Below are 18,843 nucleotides of genomic sequence, written 5' to 3' on the forward strand. Positions count from 1 at the left end.
GGCGGCTGCGGTCTTGGCCGGAGCCTTCTTGGCGGGAGCCTTGGTGGCAACCGTCTTCTTGGCTGCGGTCTTGGCCGGAGCCTTCTTGGCGGGAGCCTTGGTGGCAACCGTCTTCTTGGCTGCGGTCTTGGCCGGAGCCTTCTTGGCGGGAGCCTTCGCGGCAACCGTCTTCTTGGCTGCGGTCTTGGCCGGAGCCTTCTTGGCCGGAGCCTTCTTGGCTGCGGTCTTCTTGGCAGCAGCCTTCTTGGCTGCAGCCTTGGTGGCCGGTGCTGCTACGCCACGCTTGACTGCCGGGCCGGTGGCCGGAAGCTTCTGTCCACCAGCGATAACAGCCTTGAACTGCGCACCCGGACGGAAAGCCGGAACCGACGTCGGCTTGACCTTGACGGTCTCGCCCGTACGCGGGTTGCGTGCAACACGTGCTGCACGACGACGCTGCTCGAAGACTCCGAAGCCGGTGATGGTCACGCTCTCGCCACGGTGGACGGCGCGGACGATGGTGTCCACGACGTGCTCCACTGCGTCGGTCGCTGTGCGCCTGTCCGAACCCAGCTTTTCAGTCAGAACATCGATGAGCTCTGCCTTGTTCATTGAAATTCCTCCGCTAATTGTGGTCCACCGTCGGACCGACTGAGAACCACGGTAAACCTGATAACGGCAAGAGTCTATGTGCCACGCCAATTCTCATTCAACGTGACTGCGAAATGGTGACCTATTTCTCTTCCCGCGCGGAGTTGCGGATTTCGGTTCAGCCCTGCGAAATTCGGGCTGGAAGGGTAGTCGGTTTCCATGAAGGCCTTGACTTTTCGAACTCGGAAATCGCTTCTACCTGCCGCAATGTCAGTCCGATGTCGTCGAGACCCTCCAGCAGACGCCACCGTGTGTAGTCGTCAATATTGAACGGCACCACCGTAGTTCCGGCGCTCACGGTCCGATTCTCGAGATCTACTGTCAATTCCAGTCCGGGCTGCTCTTCGAGCAACTTCCAGAGCAATTCGACGTCGCTCTGCTCGACCTGTGCCGCTACGAGACCGGCTTTTCCGGCGTTCCCGCGGAAGATGTCGGCGAACCGGGAAGCGATGACGACCCGAAATCCGAAGTCGGAGAGAGCCCACACGGCATGCTCACGCGAAGAGCCCGTGCCGAAATCGGGACCGGCTACGAGGACACTTCCCTTGTCGTACGGAGCCAGATTGAGAATGAAGTTGGGGTCGGTGCGCCAGCCTGCAAACAGCCCGTCCTCGAATCCCGTGCGCGTCACCCGTTTCAGGTACACGGCAGGGATGATCTGATCGGTATCGACATTCGAGCGTCGCAGCGGGACGCCGATACCCTTGTGCGTGGTAAAGGATTCCATCGAAATTCTCCTCGAGATGGTAAGTGGGTCAGACCAGATCGGCCGGTGCCGAGAGCGTTCCGCGGACCGCAGTGGCAGCCGCGACGAGCGGGGAAACCAGATGGGTCCGACCGCCTTTACCCTGTCGGCCTTCGAAATTCCGGTTGGACGTCGATGCCGAACGCTCGCCGGGAGCAAGCTGGTCAGGGTTCATTCCCAAGCACATCGAGCAACCGGCCTGGCGCCATTCGGCCCCTGCCGCCGTGAAGATTTCACCGAGACCTTCACTTTCGGCTTGAGCACGCACCCGCATCGAGCCGGGAACGATGAGCATCCGAACGCCCTCTGCCACATGGCGACCCTCGAGCACCTCGGCCACCGCGCGCAGATCTTCGATGCGTCCGTTGGTGCACGAACCGACGAAGACGGTGTCGACAGCAACATCCCGAAGCGCCATGCCGGCGTCGAGACCCATGTAGGTGAGCGCCTTCTCGGCAGCCTGACGCTCGCTCTCGTCGACGATCAGTTCCGGATCGGGAACACGGTCACCGAGCGGTGCACCCTGTCCCGGATTGGTTCCCCACGTGACAAAAGGCGTCAATGCGCTTGCGTCGATGTGGACCTCGTTGTCGAATTCGGCGCCCTCGTCGGTCTTGAGCAACTCCCACGCGGCGACGGCTTCGTCCCACTCTGCGCCCGACGGTGCATGCGGACGGCCCTTGATGAACTCGTAAGTGATCTCGTCCGGTGCGATCATGCCCGCACGGGCTCCGGCCTCGATCGACATGTTGCAGATGGTCATACGAGCTTCCATCGACAGTTTGCGAATGGCCTCGCCGCGGTACTCCAGGACGTAGCCCTGGCCGCCGCCGGTGCCGATCTTGGCGATGACTGCCAGGATCAAGTCCTTGCTCGTGACGCCAGGAGGCAGCTCGCCGTCGACCGTGATCGCCATGGTCTTGAAGGGGCGCAACGACAATGTCTGCGTCGCCATCACGTGCTCGACCTCGCTGGTGCCGATTCCCATTGCGAGCGCACCGAATGCGCCGTGCGTCGACGTATGACTGTCGCCGCACACCACGGTGGTTCCCGGCTGAGTCAGGCCGAGCTGCGGTCCGACCACATGCACGATGCCCTGATCGAGATCGCCCATGCGGTGCAAGCGAACTCCGAACTCCTCGCAATTTCGGCGCAAGGTGTCGACCTGAGTCTTGGACACGGGATCGGCGATCGGCTTGTCGATGTCGATCGTCGGAACGTTGTGGTCCTCGGTGGCGATCGTCAGGTCGGGACGCCGCAACGGGCGTCCGGCCAAGCGAAGTCCGTCGAATGCCTGCGGGCTCGTCACTTCGTGAACGAGGTGGAGATCGATGTAGATGAGGTCGGGATCCTGCCCCTCCCCTTTCACGACAACGTGGTCGTCCCACACCTTCTCGGCGAGAGTGCGTGCTTTCTGTGCCATGTCTTCCACCTCTGTACGTAGCCTCGCGTCGGCGGACTACGGGCTGGCCCGCCGCGCGTGAAGTAGGTCCCCAGCCCTCGCAGCAGATGCAGGCTGCCCCTAGGAAATGCACTAGCCCTTCTGTAAATGCGCTAGTCCACCAGGAAATGCGCTATCATCCCACTATGCGAGAAACTGGTATCGACCTATGAGACAGCATAGCGGCATCGGCGTCCTGGACAAAGCAATGGGCGTTCTTCATGCAGTAGCTGAGGAACCGTGCAGCCTCACCGAACTCTGTGCACGAACCGGTTTGCCGCGCGCGACCGCCCATAGACTCGCCGTCGGTCTCGAAGTCCATCGACTCCTCACACGCGACTCGGATGGTCAGTGGTGCCCAGGGCCCGGACTCGCCGAACTCGCTGCCACCGCTAATGATCCACTCATTGCTGCGGCCGGACTCATCCTCCCCCGCCTTCGCGAAATCACCGGCGAAAGCGTCCAGCTGTACCGCCGGGAAGGCACCCAACGCATCTGCGTCGCGTCGATGGAACCGCCCACGGGCCTTCGCGACACAGTTCTCGTCGGGGCCAGGCTGCCGATGAATGCCGGTTCCGGCGCCAAGGTCCTTCTCGCATGGGCAGATCCACAAACCCAACGGACCGTTCTCGCCGATGCGTCGTTCGGCGAACGAGTGCTCCTCGAGGTTCGCCGGCGCGGCTGGGCACAGAGTGCAGCCGAACGTGAGCCGGGTGTCGCCAGCGTCGCGGCTCCTGTCCGAGACTCGGCAGGCGCTGTCATTGCCGCGATTTCGGTCTCCGGCCCCATCGATCGGATGGGTAGACGACCGGGAGCCCGCTGGGCGGCGGACCTTCTCGCAGCTGCCGAAGCGCTCCACAAGCGTCTGTAATTCGTGACACAGTAAGGCCTTCAGATCCTCGAGCACGTAGGAGTACGACGCGACCATGGCAGGAAAGCAGCGTAGTCAGATCACGATGACCGAGGCCGAAATTTCGAGCTTCGTCGAAAAGAGCCGTACGGCAACGATGGCGACGTTGAGCGCCGACGGAATGCCTCACCTGATCGCGATGTGGTTCGCGATAGTCGACGGCGAAATCTGGTTCGAAACCAAAGCCAAGTCGCAGAAGGCGGTCAATCTTCGCCGGGACACCCGTATGTCCGTCCTGATCGAAGACGGTCTGACGTACGACACGCTGCGAGGAGTCTCGATGGAGGGCACCGGAGTGATCGTCGAGGATCCGGGGGCTCTCTTTGCCGTGGGAATCAGTGTCTGGGAGCGATACACGGGCCCGTACACGGAGGATCTCCGCCCGGCCGTCGACGCGATGCTCCACAAGCGCGTCGCGGTACGGTTCGTTCCCGATCGAACTCGTTCGTGGGATCACCGCAAGCTCGGGATGCCTGCGATGCCTCTTTCCGGTTCTACTGCACCATCGCCGTAGACCCCGAGATTCGTGAAGCGAAATTCACGAGCTTTCGAATTCGGGCCGGCGTAGTTTCACCAACAGGCCCAACAACAAGGAGTGAGCATATGAGCGATCTCGACAGCAACACCCCGTCAGAACCCGAATCCCAATCGGAGGAAACCAAACGAAAGTTCCGTGAAGCCCTCGAACGGAAGAATCATCAGAACGCCAAATCGACCGACCATCGCGACGGACAGTCCAAGGTCCACAACACGCATGGCCCGGCCGATCACAAGCGAGAGTTCCGCCGTAAGAGCGGATAGCCGATCGCGGACAACAGAGTGAGATGACGATCACCCCCAGTCGAATTCGACTGGGGGTGATCGTTTTTCGCATCGCCGGAAACATTTCCCATACATACGAAAAGACCCTCCGATCAATGATCGGAGGGTCTTTCCCTTGTAGCCCCGACGGGATTCGAACCCGCGCTACCGCCTTGAGAGGGCGGCGTCCTAGGCCGCTAGACGACGGGGCCAGGACACGCTTTTAAACGTGGTATTCAGTCTTGCTCTTGGATGCTCAGCAAGCTTAGCTTGTCTGAGTCCGGCCACAAAATCGACCGGATTTCCGCTGGGGTACCAGGACTCGAACCTAGAATGGCGGTACCAGAAACCGCTGTGTTGCCAATTACACCATACCCCAAGGTCTTGCTCACCAGCCTTGCCCGATCCGCTTCGCTGTTGTGCTCGGCGGCTCGTCTCCGGCCGAAAAGAAGATTACCAGTACCCCTGCCCCAAATACCAAATCGTATGGTCACGGAAGGTTTTTGCTTCATTTTCGGCCGGAAGACAGTCCGATCTAGGCAGTTACCGCTGCCCTACCGGCGCGCAACCGAGCAATCGAGACCTCACGACCGAGCAATTCCATCGACTCGTACAGCGGAGGGCTGATGTGAGAGCCGGTGATCGCGACCCGAACCGGAGCGAAGGCCTTACGCGGTTTGAGCTCCAGATCCTCGATGAGGGCCTTCTTGAGTGCTTCCTCGATACGGGCCGCAGTCCACTCCGAGGTGGCCTCGAGCGCCGCAAGAGACGCGTCCAGAACCGGACCAGCGTCTTCCTTCAGGTTCTTTGCCGCCGCGGCCGGATCGAGAGCAAACGACGCCTCGTCGACGAACAGGAACTTCAGCAGATCCCACGCGTCGGACAGGACGACGATGCGCGTCTGCACGAGGTCCGCCGCAACAGTGAACGTGGCTTCATCGACGTCGGCGCTGATGCGGCCGTGCTCCACCAGGTACGACTTCAGGCGGGCCGCGAAGTCGGCCGGCTGGAGCAAGCGAATGTGCTCGGCATTGATCGCGTCGGCCTTTTTCTGGTCGAAGCGGGCAGGGTTGGAGTTGACCTTCGAAACGTCGAAGGCCGCAACCATCTCGTCGAGTGAGAAGACATCGTGATCGTCGGCAATGCTCCACCCGAGCAGAGCCAAGTAGTTCAGCAGTCCCTCGGGAATGAAGCCCCGATCGCGGTGAATGAAGAGGTTGGACTCGGGATCGCGCTTGGAAAGCTTCTTGTTGCCCTGACCCATCACGAAAGGCAGGTGCCCGAACGACGGTGTGAAATCGGCGACACCGATGCGGATCAAAGCCTCGTACAACGCGAGCTGACGCGGGGTCGAGGAAAGCAGGTCCTCACCGCGCAGTACGTGAGTGATCTTCATCAACGCGTCGTCGACGGGGTTGACCAGCGTGTACAGCGGAATACCGTTCCCGCGAGTCAACGCGAAGTCCGGAACGGTGCCTGCCTTGAACGTGGTCTCGCCGCGAACCAGGTCGTTCCACGTCAGGTCGTGATCGGGCATCCGGAGGCGGACGACCGGCTTGCGACCCTCGGCGACGTAGGCAGCGCGCTGCTCGTCGCTGAGGTCGCGATCGAAGTTGTCGTATCCGAGCTTCGGGTCGCGTCCGGCCGCCTTGTGTCGCGCTTCCACTTCTTCGTTGGTCGAATAGGACTCGTAGGCCTCGCCCGCGGCCAGCAACTTGGCAACGACGTCGAGATGCAGGTCGCGACGCTCGGACTGGCGATACGGTGCGTGCGGCCCACCGACCTCCGGGCCCTCGTCCCAATTGAGCCCCAACCAGCGGAGGGCGTCGAGGATGGCCTGGTAGGACTCTTCACTGTCGCGCTGCGCATCGGTGTCTTCGATACGGAACACGAACGTGCCGCCGTGGTGTCGTGCGAATGCCCAGTTGAACAAGGCGGTGCGCACCAAACCTACGTGCGGGGTTCCGGTGGGTGACGGACAGAAACGGACGCGTACTTCGCTGTTGGTCATGGCTCACTTGGCTCGGCGATGATGGATGGTCGTACTACAGGTTAGTCCCGCAGCGCTTCCTCCATCCCGCCGATCACTTACCCGGCAAGACGTTGATACGTGTCATGTCACCGTCGTAGTAGGCGAGTAGTCGCTTGTCCATGACCTTTCGCCACAGCGGCGGCACCCACGCGCACACGATCATGACCGCGTAACCCGCTGGAAGTTGCGGCGCTTCGGCCGCACTGCGCAGGCTCTGGTACCGCAGACGCGGATTCGCGTGATGGTCACTGTGACGCTGAAGTTGATAGAGGAACAGATTGCTGACGACGTGGTCGCTGTTCCAGCTGTCCTCGGGCGAGCAGCGAACGTACGAGCCGTCAGGCCGCTTCGCACGTAGCAAGCCGTAGTGCTCGAGATAGTTGGCGGTCTCGAGGAACGTGAATCCGGCAATCGCCTGAACGGCCAGCCACGGTGCGATTTCCCACCCGAACACCGCGATCAGGCTGCCGAACAGGACAACACTCATCGCCCACGCGTTCAGGATGTTGTTCCGATAGCTCCACGTCCGTCTGCCTTGACGCTGCAGGCGAGCGCTTTCGATCCGCCATCCCGAGCGCAGGCCGCCGATGACACTGCGCGGCAAGAAGAACCAGAAGTTTTCCTTGTATCGCGAACTGGCCGGATCCTCCGGCGTCGCGACACGGACGTGGTGACCATGGTTGTGCTCGACGTAGAAATGGCCGTAAAAGGACTGTGCCAGCGCTACTTTCGCGAGCCACTTCTCGAGCTTTTCGCTCTTGTGCCCCAATTCATGTGCCGCGTTGATCCCAACACCGGCAACCACGCCGGCAGTCATCGCGAGCGCGAACTTCTCCCCCGCCGCCATCGGCGCGTTCACCCAGCACCAGGCGACGAACACGAGACCGACATATTGGAGGGGAAGGAACAGATACGTGCACCAGCGGTAGAAACGATCCTCTTGCAATTCAGGGATCGCTTCGTCCGGTGGGCTGTTACCGTCCTCGCCCGCCAGTAGATCGATCAGGGGAATGACGATCACGATGAGCCAGGCCCCGATGGCCCAGAAGAGCCCGAGACTGAATTTGTCGACCAGGAACCACGCAGCGAACGGACTGAGGGGCACCAGCAAACCCAGTGGCCACAGGTAGCGCTTCTTGTCTCGCCACACCGGCCGCTGACCGTTCTGCGCTTGCCCTGCCGCTGTCCGGGAGCCTTCCGCGAAGGTCGTCATGTATCACCACGTTTCTGCGCAATCTACTCGATTGCCCCATCGGCTTCTCTCCAGTTATCGGTCACCCTACTGCTCAGCGTTACATTTCAGGGAATTTGGTCTGTTGTGAGCCGCGGCAGCAAACCGTGAGGCGAACTCTCCCAACCTGGCTAAATCAGACATAACGCCAGGAGTATCATGGGCGAAGCTTCGCCTGGCTCATGAAACCCGCAGGTCAGTCCCAGGGCCTGATTACCTCGAACCGGAAGGTAATCCCAATCGGCCATCCGGCGTTAGTTACCATCTTGCAACTTTTCTTTGACAGACACCTCTCGACTCACACCACGACGGAGGCCCCATCCGGTGGGGATGGGGCCTCCGTAGTCACATGACGGAACGAACCGGGTCAGATCAATTCTTGGCGGTCACCGGGTTCGTGAGCGTGCCGATCCCCGAGACCGTGACAGACACGGAATCGCCGTCGACGATCGGGCCGACTCCGGCGGGGGTGCCGGTGAGGATGACGTCGCCGGGCAGGAGGGTCATCACCGCCGAGATCCACTCGATGATCTTCGGAATGTCGTGAAGTAGGAAGGCGGTGCTGCTGTCCTGCTTGACCTGACCGTTCACCTCGGTCTTGATGTCGACGTCGGACGCATCGAGGCTGGTTTCGATCCACGGACCGAGCGGGCAGAAGGTGTCGTGGCCCTTCGCGCGTGTCCATTGCCCGTCGTGACGCTGATGATCTCGCGCCGATACGTCGTTGGCGATCGTGTAGCCAAGGACCACGCTCAACGCCTTCGCCGCGGGTACGTCTTTGCAAGGCTGACCGATGACCACCGCCAGTTCACCCTCGAAATGCACCTCGTTGGACGTCGGAGGCAAGACGATCGGGGCGCCCGGGCCGACGATGGACGTATTGGGCTTGAGGAAGATCACCGGATCAGCCGGCGCCTCGCCGCCCATCTCCGCGATGTGATCTGCATAATTCTTGCCGATACAGATCACCTTGCTGGCGAGAATCGGAGCCAGCAGACGAACATCGGCAAGCGGCCAACTACGGCCGGTAAAGGTGGGGTTCCCGAACGGGTGCTCCGCAATTTCCTTGGCGACGAGGGCATCCTCTTCACCTTCGATACTGACGAACGCAACACCATCGGGACTGGCAATTCGACCAAGACGCATACTGGCCAGTCTATCGGGGTGTCGGAAACGACTGACGCGCGCAAGCCGTAAGGCTTACGCGCGTCAGTCTCGTGAAAGAAATCCTTACAGCGCTGCGGTGATCCGGTCGCCGATCTCCGTCGTGGAGATGGGGCCTTCGCCGCGGGTAGCCAGGTCGGCAGCGACCACAGCCTCGACGCGAGCGGCGTCGTCCTCACGTCCGAGATGGCGAAGAAGTAGTGCGGCCGAGAGGATCGCGGCGGTGGGATCTGCGATTCCCTTGCCGGCGATGTCCGGAGCACTGCCGTGCACGGGCTCGAACATCGACGGGTTGGTACCGGACGCATCGATGTTTCCGCTTGCGGCCAAACCGATTCCACCGGTCACCGCACCGGCCAGGTCGGTGATGATGTCACCGAAGAGGTTGTCCGTCACTATGACGTCGAACCGCGACGGGTCGGTCACCATGTAGATGGTGGCAGCGTCGATGTGGCAGTACGCGGTCTCGACGTCCGGGTACTCGGCCCCGACTGTCTCGATCGCACGCGTCCAGATTGCGCCCGCGTTGGAGAGCACGTTGGTCTTGTGAATCAAGGTGAGGTGCTTGGAACGTGTCTGCGCCAACGCGAATGCATAACGAACAACACGCTCGGCGCCGAACCAGGTGTTGATCGACACCTCGGTCGCGATCTCGTGATCGGTGCCGACGCGAATGGCGCCACCGTTACCGGTGTACGGGCCCTCGGTGCCTTCACGAACCACGACGAAGTCGATCTCCGGCTGGGCGGCCAATGGCGACAGCGCACCCGGGTACAGCTGTGCGGGGCGAAGATTCACGTGATGATCGAGCTGGAAACGCATGTTCAGCAGCAGACCACGCTCGAGGATGCCGGGTGCGACGATCCGCGGATCACCGATGGCGCCCAACAGGATTGCGTCGTGCTGACGGATCTGGTCCAGCTCGTCCGCCGGGAGCAACTCGCCGGTGGCGTTGTAGCGACGGGCACCGAGATCGTATTCGGTGGTTTCCAGATCCGGAACCAACTTGCCGAGCACCTTGAGTGCTTCGGCTGTGACCTCGACACCGATTCCGTCGCCCGGAATGACCGCAAGCTTCATGGAGTCCTCATCTCAGTAGAACTGTGCGCCTTTATTAACCGCGGGCGGTTAATAAAGGCGCACAGCAAAAACAATCAGGAAAGGTCGACCTGGGCGACGCGAGCGTCGAGCTGCGAAACGATAGCCTCGACCTCGGCGTCTCCGACGACGCGATCGACGCGCAAGATGACCGTTGCGCCTTCGCCTTCGGCATCCTGGCTCAGTGCTGCGGCGAGGATGTCCACGCCCGCGTTACCGAGAACGGTGCCGAGGACACCGAGAACGCCCGGGCGATCGCTGTAGTGAACGACGATGTTGTGACCCTCGGCGCGCAGGTCGAAGCTGCGTCCGTTGATGTTGACGATCTTCTCGACCTGCTGCAGACCGGTGAGTGCGCCCGTGACCGACGTGACCGTGCCGTCCGCGGCAACTGCGCGAACCTCGACCGCGCTGCGGTGAGCAAGAGCCTCGGAGTGCTTCTCGACCGATACGGTGACGCCGCGCTGCTCGGCCAGTGCCGGAGCGTTGACGAACGTGACGGCCTCGTCGCTGCTGGCGGAGAACACGCCGCGCAGTGCGGCCAGGCCGAGGATGTCGACGGTTTCGGCAGACAGCTCGCCGGTGGCGACAACCTGCACGGTCTGCACGGCTTCGGGCGACAACGTCGCAGCGAGGAGACCGAGCTTGCGGACCAGCTCGAGCCACGGAGCAACTTCTTCTCCGACGGGGCCGCCGGAGACGTTGACAGCCTCGGGAACGAATTCGCCCGCCAGAGCGAGGAGAACACTCTTCGCCACGTCGATGCCTGCGCGGTCCTGAGCCTCGGACGTCGATGCTCCGAGGTGCGGGGTGACGACGACGTTGTCGAGCTCGAAGAGCTTGGAATCGGTGCACGGCTCGGTGCTGAACACGTCGAGACCGGCGCCGCGGACCTTGCCGGAGACCAGTGCGTCGTAGAGCGCGTCTTCGTCGATCAGACCACCGCGGGCGGCGTTGACGATGATGACGCCGTCCTTGGCCTTGGCGAGACGCTCGGCGTTGATCAGGCCGGCCGTTTCCTTGGTCTTGGGCAGGTGCACGGAGATGAAGTCGGCGCGCTCGACGAGCTCGTCGATGGTGACCAGTTCGATGCCGAGCTGCGCGGCGCGAGCTGCGGGCAAGTAGGGGTCGTACGCGATGATGGTGGTTTCGAACGCGGCGAGACGCTGCGCGAACAGCTGGCCGATGCGGCCGAGTCCGACAACGCCGACGGTCTTGCCGAGGATCTCGACGCCGTTGAACTTGCTTCGCTTCCAGGTGTTCTCACGCAGTGTCTTGTCTGCTGCGGGAATCTGGCGAGCGGTCGACATGAGCAGAGCAACTGCGTGCTCGGCTGCCGAGTGGATGTTGGAGGTCGGTGCATTGACGACCATCACGCCGCGCTCGGTGGCTGCGGGGATCTCGACGTTGTCCAGGCCGACACCGGCGCGGCCGATGATCTTCAGCTTGGTGCCTGCGGCCAGAACCTCGGCGTCGACGGTGGTGGCGGAACGGACGAGAATCGCGTCGGCCTCGGGTACCGCGGCGAGCAGCGCCGGGCGGTCGGGTCCGTCGACCCAACGCACCTCCACACCGTCACCGAGCGCCTCGACTGTGGACGGCGCGAGCTTGTCGGCGATCAGAACAACGGGACGGCCAGGCTGGCTCACGTGCAAACTCCCTGATTAGGTGGGTGTGAAGGTGGTTTAACCACCGATAGTTTAGTGCGCGCTCACTTCGAATCCACAACGCGGTAGGCGATACCACATAGTGGACACTTTCGCGGGCGAATTCTCGATGGAATATGAATCCGGACTCAGCCGGCCCGGAAAACGACTCCGGCCCAATGCCGCGCTGGTTCAACGTAATTGAACCGGCGCGACATCAGGCCAGTGGAGACGTGGAGCGTGAAACTGCGAATTACGCGGTTTCGGTGATCGGACGATCGACCCAGCTCATCAGGTCGCGCAGCTTCTTGCCGGTGACCTCGATGGGGTGCTCGGCGTTGGCCTTGCGCAGGCCTTCGAGCTCGGTGTTGCCGTTCTCGACGTTGGCAACCAGACGACGGGTGAACTCGCCGGACTGGATGTCGGCCAGGATCGCCTTCATGCGCTCCTTGGTGTCGGCGTCGATGACGCGCGGGCCGGAGAGGTATCCACCGAACTCAGCGGTGTCGGACACCGAGTAGTTCATGCGGGCGATGCCACCCTCGTACATGAGGTCGACGATGAGCTTGAGCTCGTGCAGAACCTCGAAGTACGCCATCTCGGGTGCGTAGCCGGCCTCGACCATGACCTCGAAACCGGTCTTGACCAGTTCTTCGGTGCCGCCGCAGAGCACAGCCTGCTCGCCGAAGAGGTCCGTCTCGGTCTCTTCCTTGAACGTGGTCTTGATGACGCCTGCGCGGGTTCCGCCGATGCCCTTGGCGTAGGACAGAGCGAGAGCCTGGCCTTCACCCTTGGGATCCTGGTCGATGGCGATGAGCGCGGGAACGCCCTTGCCGTCGACGAACTGACGACGCACCAGGTGGCCCGGCCCCTTGGGGGCAACCATGCCGACGGTGACGAACTCCGGAGCCTTGATCAGGTCGAAGTGAATGTTCAGGCCGTGACCGAAGAACAGCGCGTCGCCGTCCTTGAGGTTCGGCTCGATGTCGCCCTTGAAAATGCTGGCCTGAGCGGTGTCAGGTGCGAGCACCATGATGACGTCGGCCCACTCGGAAACCTCGGCCGGCGTACCGACTGTCAGGCCCTGCTCCTGCGCCTTTTCGCGGGACTTGGAGCCCTCCTTGAGGCCGATGCGCACATCGACGCCCGAGTCACGCAGGCTCAGCGAATGGGCGTGGCCCTGGCTTCCGTAGCCGATCACAGCAACCTTGCGGCCCTGAATGATCGACAGATCGGCATCGTCGTCGTAGAACATCTCGACTGCCACAGTTCTCAACCTCTCCTTGGATTTTTACGTGTCTAAAAGTACTAGCGGGTGGCCGTGATCGACTTCGGCCCTCGACCGACTGCCACGACCCCGGACTGAACGATCTCCCGGATACCGTACGGATCAAGCATCCGCAGCAGTGCATCCAGCTTGGACCGAGTACCGGTCGCCTCGATGGTGACGGACTCCGGGGAGACGTCGATCACCTTGGCGCGGAACAGGTTCACCGTTTCGATGACCTGCGTGCGCACGCTTGCATCTGCGCGCACCTTGATGAGCACGAGCTCGCGAGCGACGGATGCTTCACCGTCCTGCTCGACGATCTTGATGACGTTGATCAGCTTGTTGAGCTGCTTCGTCACCTGCTCGAGAGGGAACTCGTCGACCGTGACGACGATGGTCATACGTGAGATCTCGGGGATCTCGGTTCCGCCCACCGCAAGGGATTCGATGTTGAATCCGCGGCGGGAGAAAAGTGCGGAGACGCGGGCCAGCACGCCTGGCTTGTCCTCGACGAGAACACTGAGGGTGTGACTGGTGCTCACTTCTGATCCTCCCCTGTGCCCGCGGCGGGTCCGGCTTGCTCGCGTGACATGGCTTCGTGGATGACGGCGGGCTCGGCAACTGCCTCGTCGTCGTCGAACAGCGGCCGGATGCCCCGGGCCGCCATGATTTCGTCGTTGCTCGTTCCGGCAGCGACCATCGGCCACACCTGTGCGTCAGCGGTGACGATGAAGTCGATCACGACAGGCTTGTCGTTGATGGACTGCGCCTCACGGATCGCAGCTTCGACGTCTTCTTCACGCTCGACACGAATTCCGTGGCAGCCCAATGCTTCTGCGAGCTTGACGAAGTCCGGGATGCGGATGGCGCCGTGCGTTCCGAGGTTGGTGTTGGAGTAGCGCTCTTCGTAGAAGAGTGTCTGCCACTGACGCACCATGCCGAGGTTGCCGTTGTTGATGAGGGCAACCTTGATCGGGATACCTTCGAGTGCGCAGGTTGCGAGTTCCTGATTGGTCATCTGGAAGCAGCCGTCGCCGTCGATCGCCCACACCTCGGTGTCGGGCATGCCCATCTTGGCACCCATGGCTGCGGGAACCGCGTACCCCATGGTGCCGAGCCCGCCCGAGTTGAGCCACGTGCGCGGCTTCTCGTAACCGACGAACTGCGCGGCCCACATCTGGTGCTGGCCGACGCCAGCGCAGTAGATGGCATCCGGTCCGGCGAGCTTGCCGACGGTCTGGATGACGTACTCCGGGCTCAGCTGACCGTCGGTGGGACGGTCGTAGCTCAGCGGGTAGGTACGACGGATGTCGTTCAGGTACGCCCACCATTCCGAGAGTTCGAACGTGGTGCCCGTGGCCATGTCGGCACGGATAGCCTCGATGAGTTCGGTGATGACCTCTTTGCAGTCGCCCACGATCGGGACGTCGGCGTAGCGGTTCTTGCCGATCTCTGCCGGATCGATGTCGGCGTGGATGACCTTGGCGTCGGGCGCGAAGGAATTCAGCTGACCGGTGACGCGGTCGTCGAAACGCGCGCCGAGGGTGATCAGGAGATCGCTGCGCTGCAGAGCGGCGACTGCGGCAACGGTGCCGTGCATTCCCGGCATACCGCAGTTGAGGTCGTGGCTGTCCGGGAACGCGCCGCGGGCCATCAGCGTGGTGACAACGGGGATACCGGTCAGCTCTGCCAATTCGAGCAGCTCCGGCGAGGAGTCCGACTTGATGACGCCGCCACCGACGTACAGAACCGGCGACTTCGCGTCGGCGATCAGACGTGCAGCTTCACGAACCTGCTTGCCGTGCGGCTTGGTGACCGGGCGGTAGCCCGGCAGACGCATCTCCGGCGGCCACGAGAACGTGGTCTGCGACTGCAGGATGTCCTTGGGGATATCGACCAGGACGGCGCCGGGGCGACCGCTGGCCGCGAGGTAGAAGGCTTCGGCCATGATGCGCGGGATGTCGATCGCGTCGGTGATCAGGAAGTTGTGCTTGGTGACCGGCATCGTGATGCCTGAGATGTCGGCTTCCTGGAAGCCGTCGGTACCGATCAGCGAGCGCGCCACCTGTCCGGTGATCGCGACGATCGGAACGGAGTCCATCTGCGCGTCGGCCAGTGGCGTGACCAGGTTGGTCGCACCGGGACCCGAGGTAGCCATGCAGACGCCGACCTTGCCGGTCGCCTGGGCGTAACCGGTGGCAGCGTGGCCTGCACCCTGCTCGTGGCGCACGAGCACGTGGCGGACCTTGACCGAATCGAAGAGTGGGTCGTAAACCGGGAGCACGGCACCGCCGGGAATGCCGAATACCGTGTCGACCTCGAGCTCCTCGAGGGCTCGAACCACAGACTGCGCGCCGGTTACCCGCTCAGGCGGGAGCTGGCGACGGTTGGCCGTCTGGGTTGCGGCAGCCGCGGTTGTCGGGCTCGGTGTCCCTGACTTGCGCGGCGTGGGTTGAGGCCGTGCTGTTGGTGCGCTCACTGGGAAATCCTCTGATTCTGGCTCCGGGCAACAAAAAACCCCCGTCAGCATCTGCTGAGCGAGGGTGGCGCGTCGTTATCTGGTGAGTTGAAAAATCGACTCAGGCGACGACGCGCCGGCCGATTACGAGCAACTCATTCTGTTTCACGCACTCGACAGTAGAGGCGCTAGTCGCGAACGGCAAACTTGGTGAGTCGACCGTCCCAGAATCTGAGATACATCGGCTGCAATGCGAAGATGTAGAGGTGTCAACTTCGCAGCAGCCCGTGCCACCGGTTCAATCATCCCACACGCCGAAACCACTTCGGCACGTCATCCGCATTTCGCAGCTCGCTTACATGGCGTGCGCGTTCCTCCTGTTCGCGGTCAGCTTCCCGATCTTCGGGTGGCCCGTCGCCTTCAGCTGGTTGCTGATCCTTCCGATCATCGCCGTCTATCTCGTCGCGCGACTGCGCACCACCGTCAGCCCTGACGGCCTCGAGGTCCGCTCGACGTTCTCCAAGCGCACCCTCGCCTGGGACGACGTCAAGGGTTTCCGCTTCCCGAAGCGCAGCTGGGCGCGCGCGGAACTCACCGACGGAACCGAGGTGACCCTGCCTGCGGTCAGCTTCGTCAGGCTTCCCGAGATCGCGATCGCCAGCGGCGGCCGCATCACTGATCCCTATGCATCGGCGGCAGAAGCCTTCGCCGCCAAGGAAGCCGAAGAGGAAGAAGCAGCTGCAGAAGCGGAAGCAGAATCCGAGGTCGCCGAGAACTCACAGGACCAGCCCGAAGAGAAGCGCCCGTAACACGCGAGTAGCGTTGGAAGGCCCTCGCTTCTATTTGAGTGGACCAGCAACGATCACATAAGGAACACGCCCATGCCCCCGTTGAGGTCACGCACCACCACCATCGGACGTAATGCTGCCGGAGCCCGATCCCTGTGGCGCGCCACAGGAATGACGGATTCCGACTTCGGAAAGCCGATCGTCGCCGTAGCGAACTCGTACACCCAGTTCGTACCCGGACACGTGCATCTCAAGAACGTAGGCGAGATCGTTGCCGAGGCCATCAGTGCGGCCGGCGGCGTCGCTCGTGAGTTCCACACCATCGCAGTCGACGACGGCATCGCAATGGGCCACGGCGGAATGCTGTACTCGCTCCCGAGCCGCGAGATCATCGCCGACTCGGTCGAGTACATGGCAAACGCCCACACGGCCGACGCACTGGTGTGTATCTCCAACTGCGACAAGATCACTCCCGGCATGCTCAACGCCGCGATGCGTCTGAACATCCCGACCGTGTTCGTCTCCGGCGGTCCGATGGAAGCAGGCAAGGCAGTGGTCGTCGGCGGCGTGGCCCAAGCCCCCACCGATCTCATCACGGCGATCTCGGCCTCTGCCAACGATGCCGTGTCCGACGAAGGCCTCGACGAGGTCGAGCGCAGCGCGTGCCCGACATGCGGCTCGTGCTCGGGCATGTTCACCGCCAACTCCATGAACTGCCTGACCGAAGCCCTCGGCCTCGCATTGCCGGGCAACGGCTCCACGCTGGCAACTCACAAGGCTCGTCACGCACTCTTCTCTCGTGCGGGCACCACCGTGGTCGAGGCTGCCCTCAAGTACTACCGCGACGGCGACGAGTCGGTGCTGCCGCGCAACATCGCGACCCCGGCAGCGTTCCGCAACGCAATGGCTCTCGACGTCGCCATGGGCGGTTCCACCAACACCGTCCTGCACACGCTGGCTGCGGCGCAGGAAGGCGAGGTCGACTTCGACCTCGACACCATCGACGCGATCAGCCGCAAGGTGCCGTGCCTGTCCAAGGTCTCCCCCAACTCGGACTACCACATGGAGGACGTCCACCGCGCCGGCGGAATCCCCGCGCTGCTCGGTGAGCTTCGCCGCGGCGGACTCCTCGAAACCGATGTGTCCACCGTGCACACCAAGAGCTTCGACCAGTGGCTCGACGACTGGGACATCCGCTCCGGCAAGGCAACCGACGAGGCAATCGAGCTTTTCCACGCGGCTCCCGGCGGCGTGCGCACCATCGAACCGTTCTCCACGGACAACCGTTGGTCTGCTCTCGACACCGATGCGGCCGGCGGCTGCATCCGCGACGTCGAGAACGCCTACACCGTCGAAGGCGGCTTGGTTGTCCTGCGCGGCAACATCGCACTCGACGGCGCAATCCTCAAGACGGCCGGCATCGACGAGGAACTGTTCTCCTTCCAGGGCCCGGCGCTCGTCGTCGAATCTCAGGAAGAAGCCGTCTCGGTCATCTTGCAGAAGAAGATCAAGGCCGGCGACGTTCTCGTCGTGCGTTACGAAGGCCCCAAGGGTGGCCCCGGTATGCAGGAAATGCTGCACCCCACTGCCTTCCTCAAGGGCGCAGGCCTCGGCAAGGAATGCGCACTGATCACCGACGGTCGTTTCTCGGGCGGAACCTCCGGACTGTCCATCGGTCACATCTCCCCCGAGGCTGCCGCAGGCGGAGTCATCGGACTCGTCCAGAACGGCGATCAGGTCCGCATCGACGTCGCCTCGCGCACGCTCGAGATCCTGGTCGACGACGACGTCCTCGCCGAGCGACGCGCGAAGATGGAGGCCTCCGAGCGCCCGTGGCAGCCGGTCGATCGTCAGCGCACCGTGACGACAGCCCTACGCGCCTACGCCGCTCTGGCAACGTCCGCCGACAAGGGAGCGGTTCGCTACGTTCCGTAAGTTCTGCCACGAACGGACACAAGATCCCCGGCCGCTTTTCGGCCGGGGATCTTTTCTGTCAGCGTGCGAGATGAATCGGGATCAGATTCGCGCCAGTTCCTCCGGAAAATCTTCCTCCGGTGTTGTACGAGCATGCACCACAAACCAATCCGATCATCCCGTCGGTTTGGTACGCATCGTCGGCAGCACCTTCGACAACCACGCCGACACGTAGGAACTTGCGCATAGCGACCTGAGCCGGCGCAGCGTCCAGGGACTTCTTTCACACGAGAACGGATGAAAGGTCAGCGCCCATACGGAATTCCGCGACATCGCACATCCGGTCGAGTTCGGAAGCGTCGAGAGGCGTCGGAGTACCACCACCGAACGCCACTGCGCCGTAGTGGGTTCAGTGGCCTGTCAGCCGTCTTGCGCGGATACACATATACATAATTCTGGTACGGACGTACCGCAACTATGAGACTCATTGACCGCAAGACCGACCGACAGGTACCGAATAGTCGGCCGACACGCGGAACACGAACGGAACGATATGAGCTATCAGACATTTCAGACTGAATCGCGCGTCCGGCTCGTGAGCGAATTCACTTGGACGTAGGGTTCCAGACACCAGCTGATCAATTCAGATACATGAGGGGGGATGACTTCCAGTCAGGTGATCATTTCGGTCAGTTCGAGCGAGCTGACTTGCACA

Annotated in this window: 16 protein-coding genes and 2 tRNA genes; 5 read left to right on the plus strand and 13 right to left on the minus strand. The window is 62.4% G+C overall.

The window, feature by feature from the left end; translation table 11 throughout:
• The 3 genes from AC1DVN_RS23880 to leuC all read right to left on the minus strand — a co-directional run.
• Positions 1–591: HU family DNA-binding protein (locus tag AC1DVN_RS23880; RefSeq protein ID WP_477994288.1), on the minus strand; the 591-nt coding region annotated here is incomplete at its 3' end.
• Between the two features lie 157 nt (positions 592–748).
• On the minus strand, positions 749–1,357 hold the full coding sequence (leuD, locus tag AC1DVN_RS23885; protein WP_019747937.1) for a 3-isopropylmalate dehydratase small subunit: 609 nt from the start codon (positions 1,355–1,357) through the stop codon (positions 749–751).
• Between the two features lie 28 nt (positions 1,358–1,385).
• Positions 1,386–2,807, minus strand: a complete 1,422-nt coding sequence (leuC, locus tag AC1DVN_RS23890; protein WP_046378385.1) for a 3-isopropylmalate dehydratase large subunit — start codon at positions 2,805–2,807, stop codon at positions 1,386–1,388.
• Positions 2,808–2,985: 178 nt separating this feature from the next.
• Here leuC and AC1DVN_RS23895 point away from each other — a divergent pair, with 178 nt between their 5' ends.
• From AC1DVN_RS23895 to AC1DVN_RS23905, 3 genes are all read left to right on the plus strand, one after another.
• Positions 2,986–3,687 (plus strand): IclR family transcriptional regulator, encoded by a 702-nt coding sequence (locus AC1DVN_RS23895; RefSeq protein WP_007729342.1) that lies wholly within the window; start codon positions 2,986–2,988, stop codon positions 3,685–3,687.
• A 55-nt stretch (positions 3,688–3,742) separates the two neighbouring features.
• A complete protein-coding gene (locus tag AC1DVN_RS23900; protein ID WP_069145947.1) occupies positions 3,743–4,240 on the plus strand; it encodes a pyridoxamine 5'-phosphate oxidase family protein in 498 nt (165 codons plus the stop codon).
• Between the two features lie 89 nt (positions 4,241–4,329).
• Positions 4,330–4,527, plus strand: coding sequence for a DUF5302 domain-containing protein (locus AC1DVN_RS23905; RefSeq protein ID WP_007729345.1), 198 nt, complete (start codon positions 4,330–4,332; stop codon positions 4,525–4,527).
• 139 nt (positions 4,528–4,666) lie between these two features.
• Here the strand turns inward: AC1DVN_RS23905 and AC1DVN_RS23910 are convergent.
• The 10 genes from AC1DVN_RS23910 to AC1DVN_RS23955 form a co-directional block, all read right to left on the minus strand.
• Positions 4,667–4,739, minus strand: a tRNA-Glu gene (locus AC1DVN_RS23910).
• A gap of 95 nt (positions 4,740–4,834) precedes the next feature.
• Positions 4,835–4,906, minus strand: a tRNA-Gln gene (locus AC1DVN_RS23915).
• 156 nt (positions 4,907–5,062) lie between these two features.
• A complete protein-coding gene (gene gltX / locus AC1DVN_RS23920; protein ID WP_069145946.1) occupies positions 5,063–6,538 on the minus strand; it encodes a glutamate--tRNA ligase in 1,476 nt (491 codons plus the stop codon).
• Positions 6,539–6,611: 73 nt separating this feature from the next.
• Entirely contained in the window at positions 6,612–7,772 is a 1,161-nt protein-coding gene (locus AC1DVN_RS23925; RefSeq protein ID WP_020969312.1) for an alkane 1-monooxygenase, read from the minus strand.
• Positions 7,773–8,162: 390 nt separating this feature from the next.
• Entirely contained in the window at positions 8,163–8,936 is a 774-nt protein-coding gene (locus AC1DVN_RS23930) for a fumarylacetoacetate hydrolase family protein (RefSeq protein ID WP_020969311.1), read from the minus strand.
• Between the two features lie 84 nt (positions 8,937–9,020).
• Positions 9,021–10,034 (minus strand): 3-isopropylmalate dehydrogenase, encoded by a 1,014-nt coding sequence (locus AC1DVN_RS23935; protein WP_020907259.1) that lies wholly within the window; start codon positions 10,032–10,034, stop codon positions 9,021–9,023.
• A 74-nt stretch (positions 10,035–10,108) separates the two neighbouring features.
• Positions 10,109–11,701: a phosphoglycerate dehydrogenase gene (gene serA, locus AC1DVN_RS23940; protein WP_003944758.1), complete on the minus strand. Its 1,593-nt coding sequence runs from the start codon at positions 11,699–11,701 to the stop codon at positions 10,109–10,111.
• A 250-nt stretch (positions 11,702–11,951) separates the two neighbouring features.
• Positions 11,952–12,953 carry a ketol-acid reductoisomerase gene (gene ilvC, locus AC1DVN_RS23945; protein ID WP_029255107.1) on the minus strand — a complete coding sequence of 334 codons (1,002 nt, stop codon included), beginning with the start codon at positions 12,951–12,953 and terminating at the stop codon, positions 11,952–11,954.
• A 53-nt stretch (positions 12,954–13,006) separates the two neighbouring features.
• Complete coding sequence (ilvN, locus tag AC1DVN_RS23950) at positions 13,007–13,510, minus strand: acetolactate synthase small subunit (protein ID WP_003944718.1); 504 nt, start codon at positions 13,508–13,510, stop codon at positions 13,007–13,009.
• Positions 13,507–15,447 carry an acetolactate synthase large subunit gene (locus AC1DVN_RS23955; protein WP_019747929.1) on the minus strand — a complete coding sequence of 647 codons (1,941 nt, stop codon included), beginning with the start codon at positions 15,445–15,447 and terminating at the stop codon, positions 13,507–13,509. Before AC1DVN_RS23955 ends, ilvN begins: the two co-directional genes overlap by 4 nt.
• A 266-nt stretch (positions 15,448–15,713) precedes the next feature.
• Here AC1DVN_RS23955 and AC1DVN_RS23960 point away from each other — a divergent pair, with 266 nt between their 5' ends.
• Positions 15,714–16,235, plus strand: coding sequence for a PH domain-containing protein (locus tag AC1DVN_RS23960; protein WP_042951494.1), 522 nt, complete (start codon positions 15,714–15,716; stop codon positions 16,233–16,235).
• Positions 16,236–16,307: 72 nt separating this feature from the next.
• Positions 16,308–18,149, plus strand: a complete 1,842-nt coding sequence (gene ilvD / locus AC1DVN_RS23965; RefSeq protein ID WP_019747927.1) for a dihydroxy-acid dehydratase — start codon at positions 16,308–16,310, stop codon at positions 18,147–18,149.
• Positions 18,150–18,843: the final 694 nt, after the last annotated feature.

The organism is Rhodococcus sp. P4_E4 (assembly GCF_056401575.1).

What these genes read in the sequence shown, in the direction of transcription:
- leuD (WP_019747937.1), bottom strand. Translation starts at nt 1,357, where the DNA reads ATGGAATCCTTTACCACGCACAAGGGTATCGGCGTCCCGCTGCGACGC.
- AC1DVN_RS23895 (WP_007729342.1), top strand. Translation starts at nt 2,986, where the DNA reads ATGAGACAGCATAGCGGCATCGGCGTCCTGGACAAAGCAATGGGCGTT.
- AC1DVN_RS23900 (WP_069145947.1), top strand. Translation starts at nt 3,743, where the DNA reads ATGGCAGGAAAGCAGCGTAGTCAGATCACGATGACCGAGGCCGAAATT.
- AC1DVN_RS23905 (WP_007729345.1), top strand. Translation starts at nt 4,330, where the DNA reads ATGAGCGATCTCGACAGCAACACCCCGTCAGAACCCGAATCCCAATCG.
- gltX (WP_069145946.1), bottom strand. Translation starts at nt 6,538, where the DNA reads ATGACCAACAGCGAAGTACGCGTCCGTTTCTGTCCGTCACCCACCGGA.
- AC1DVN_RS23925 (WP_020969312.1), bottom strand. Translation starts at nt 7,772, where the DNA reads ATGACGACCTTCGCGGAAGGCTCCCGGACAGCGGCAGGGCAAGCGCAG.
- AC1DVN_RS23930 (WP_020969311.1), bottom strand. Translation starts at nt 8,936, where the DNA reads ATGCGTCTTGGTCGAATTGCCAGTCCCGATGGTGTTGCGTTCGTCAGT.
- AC1DVN_RS23935 (WP_020907259.1), bottom strand. Translation starts at nt 10,034, where the DNA reads ATGAAGCTTGCGGTCATTCCGGGCGACGGAATCGGTGTCGAGGTCACA.
- ilvC (WP_029255107.1), bottom strand. Translation starts at nt 12,953, where the DNA reads ATGTTCTACGACGACGATGCCGATCTGTCGATCATTCAGGGCCGCAAG.
- ilvD (WP_019747927.1), top strand. Translation starts at nt 16,308, where the DNA reads ATGCCCCCGTTGAGGTCACGCACCACCACCATCGGACGTAATGCTGCC.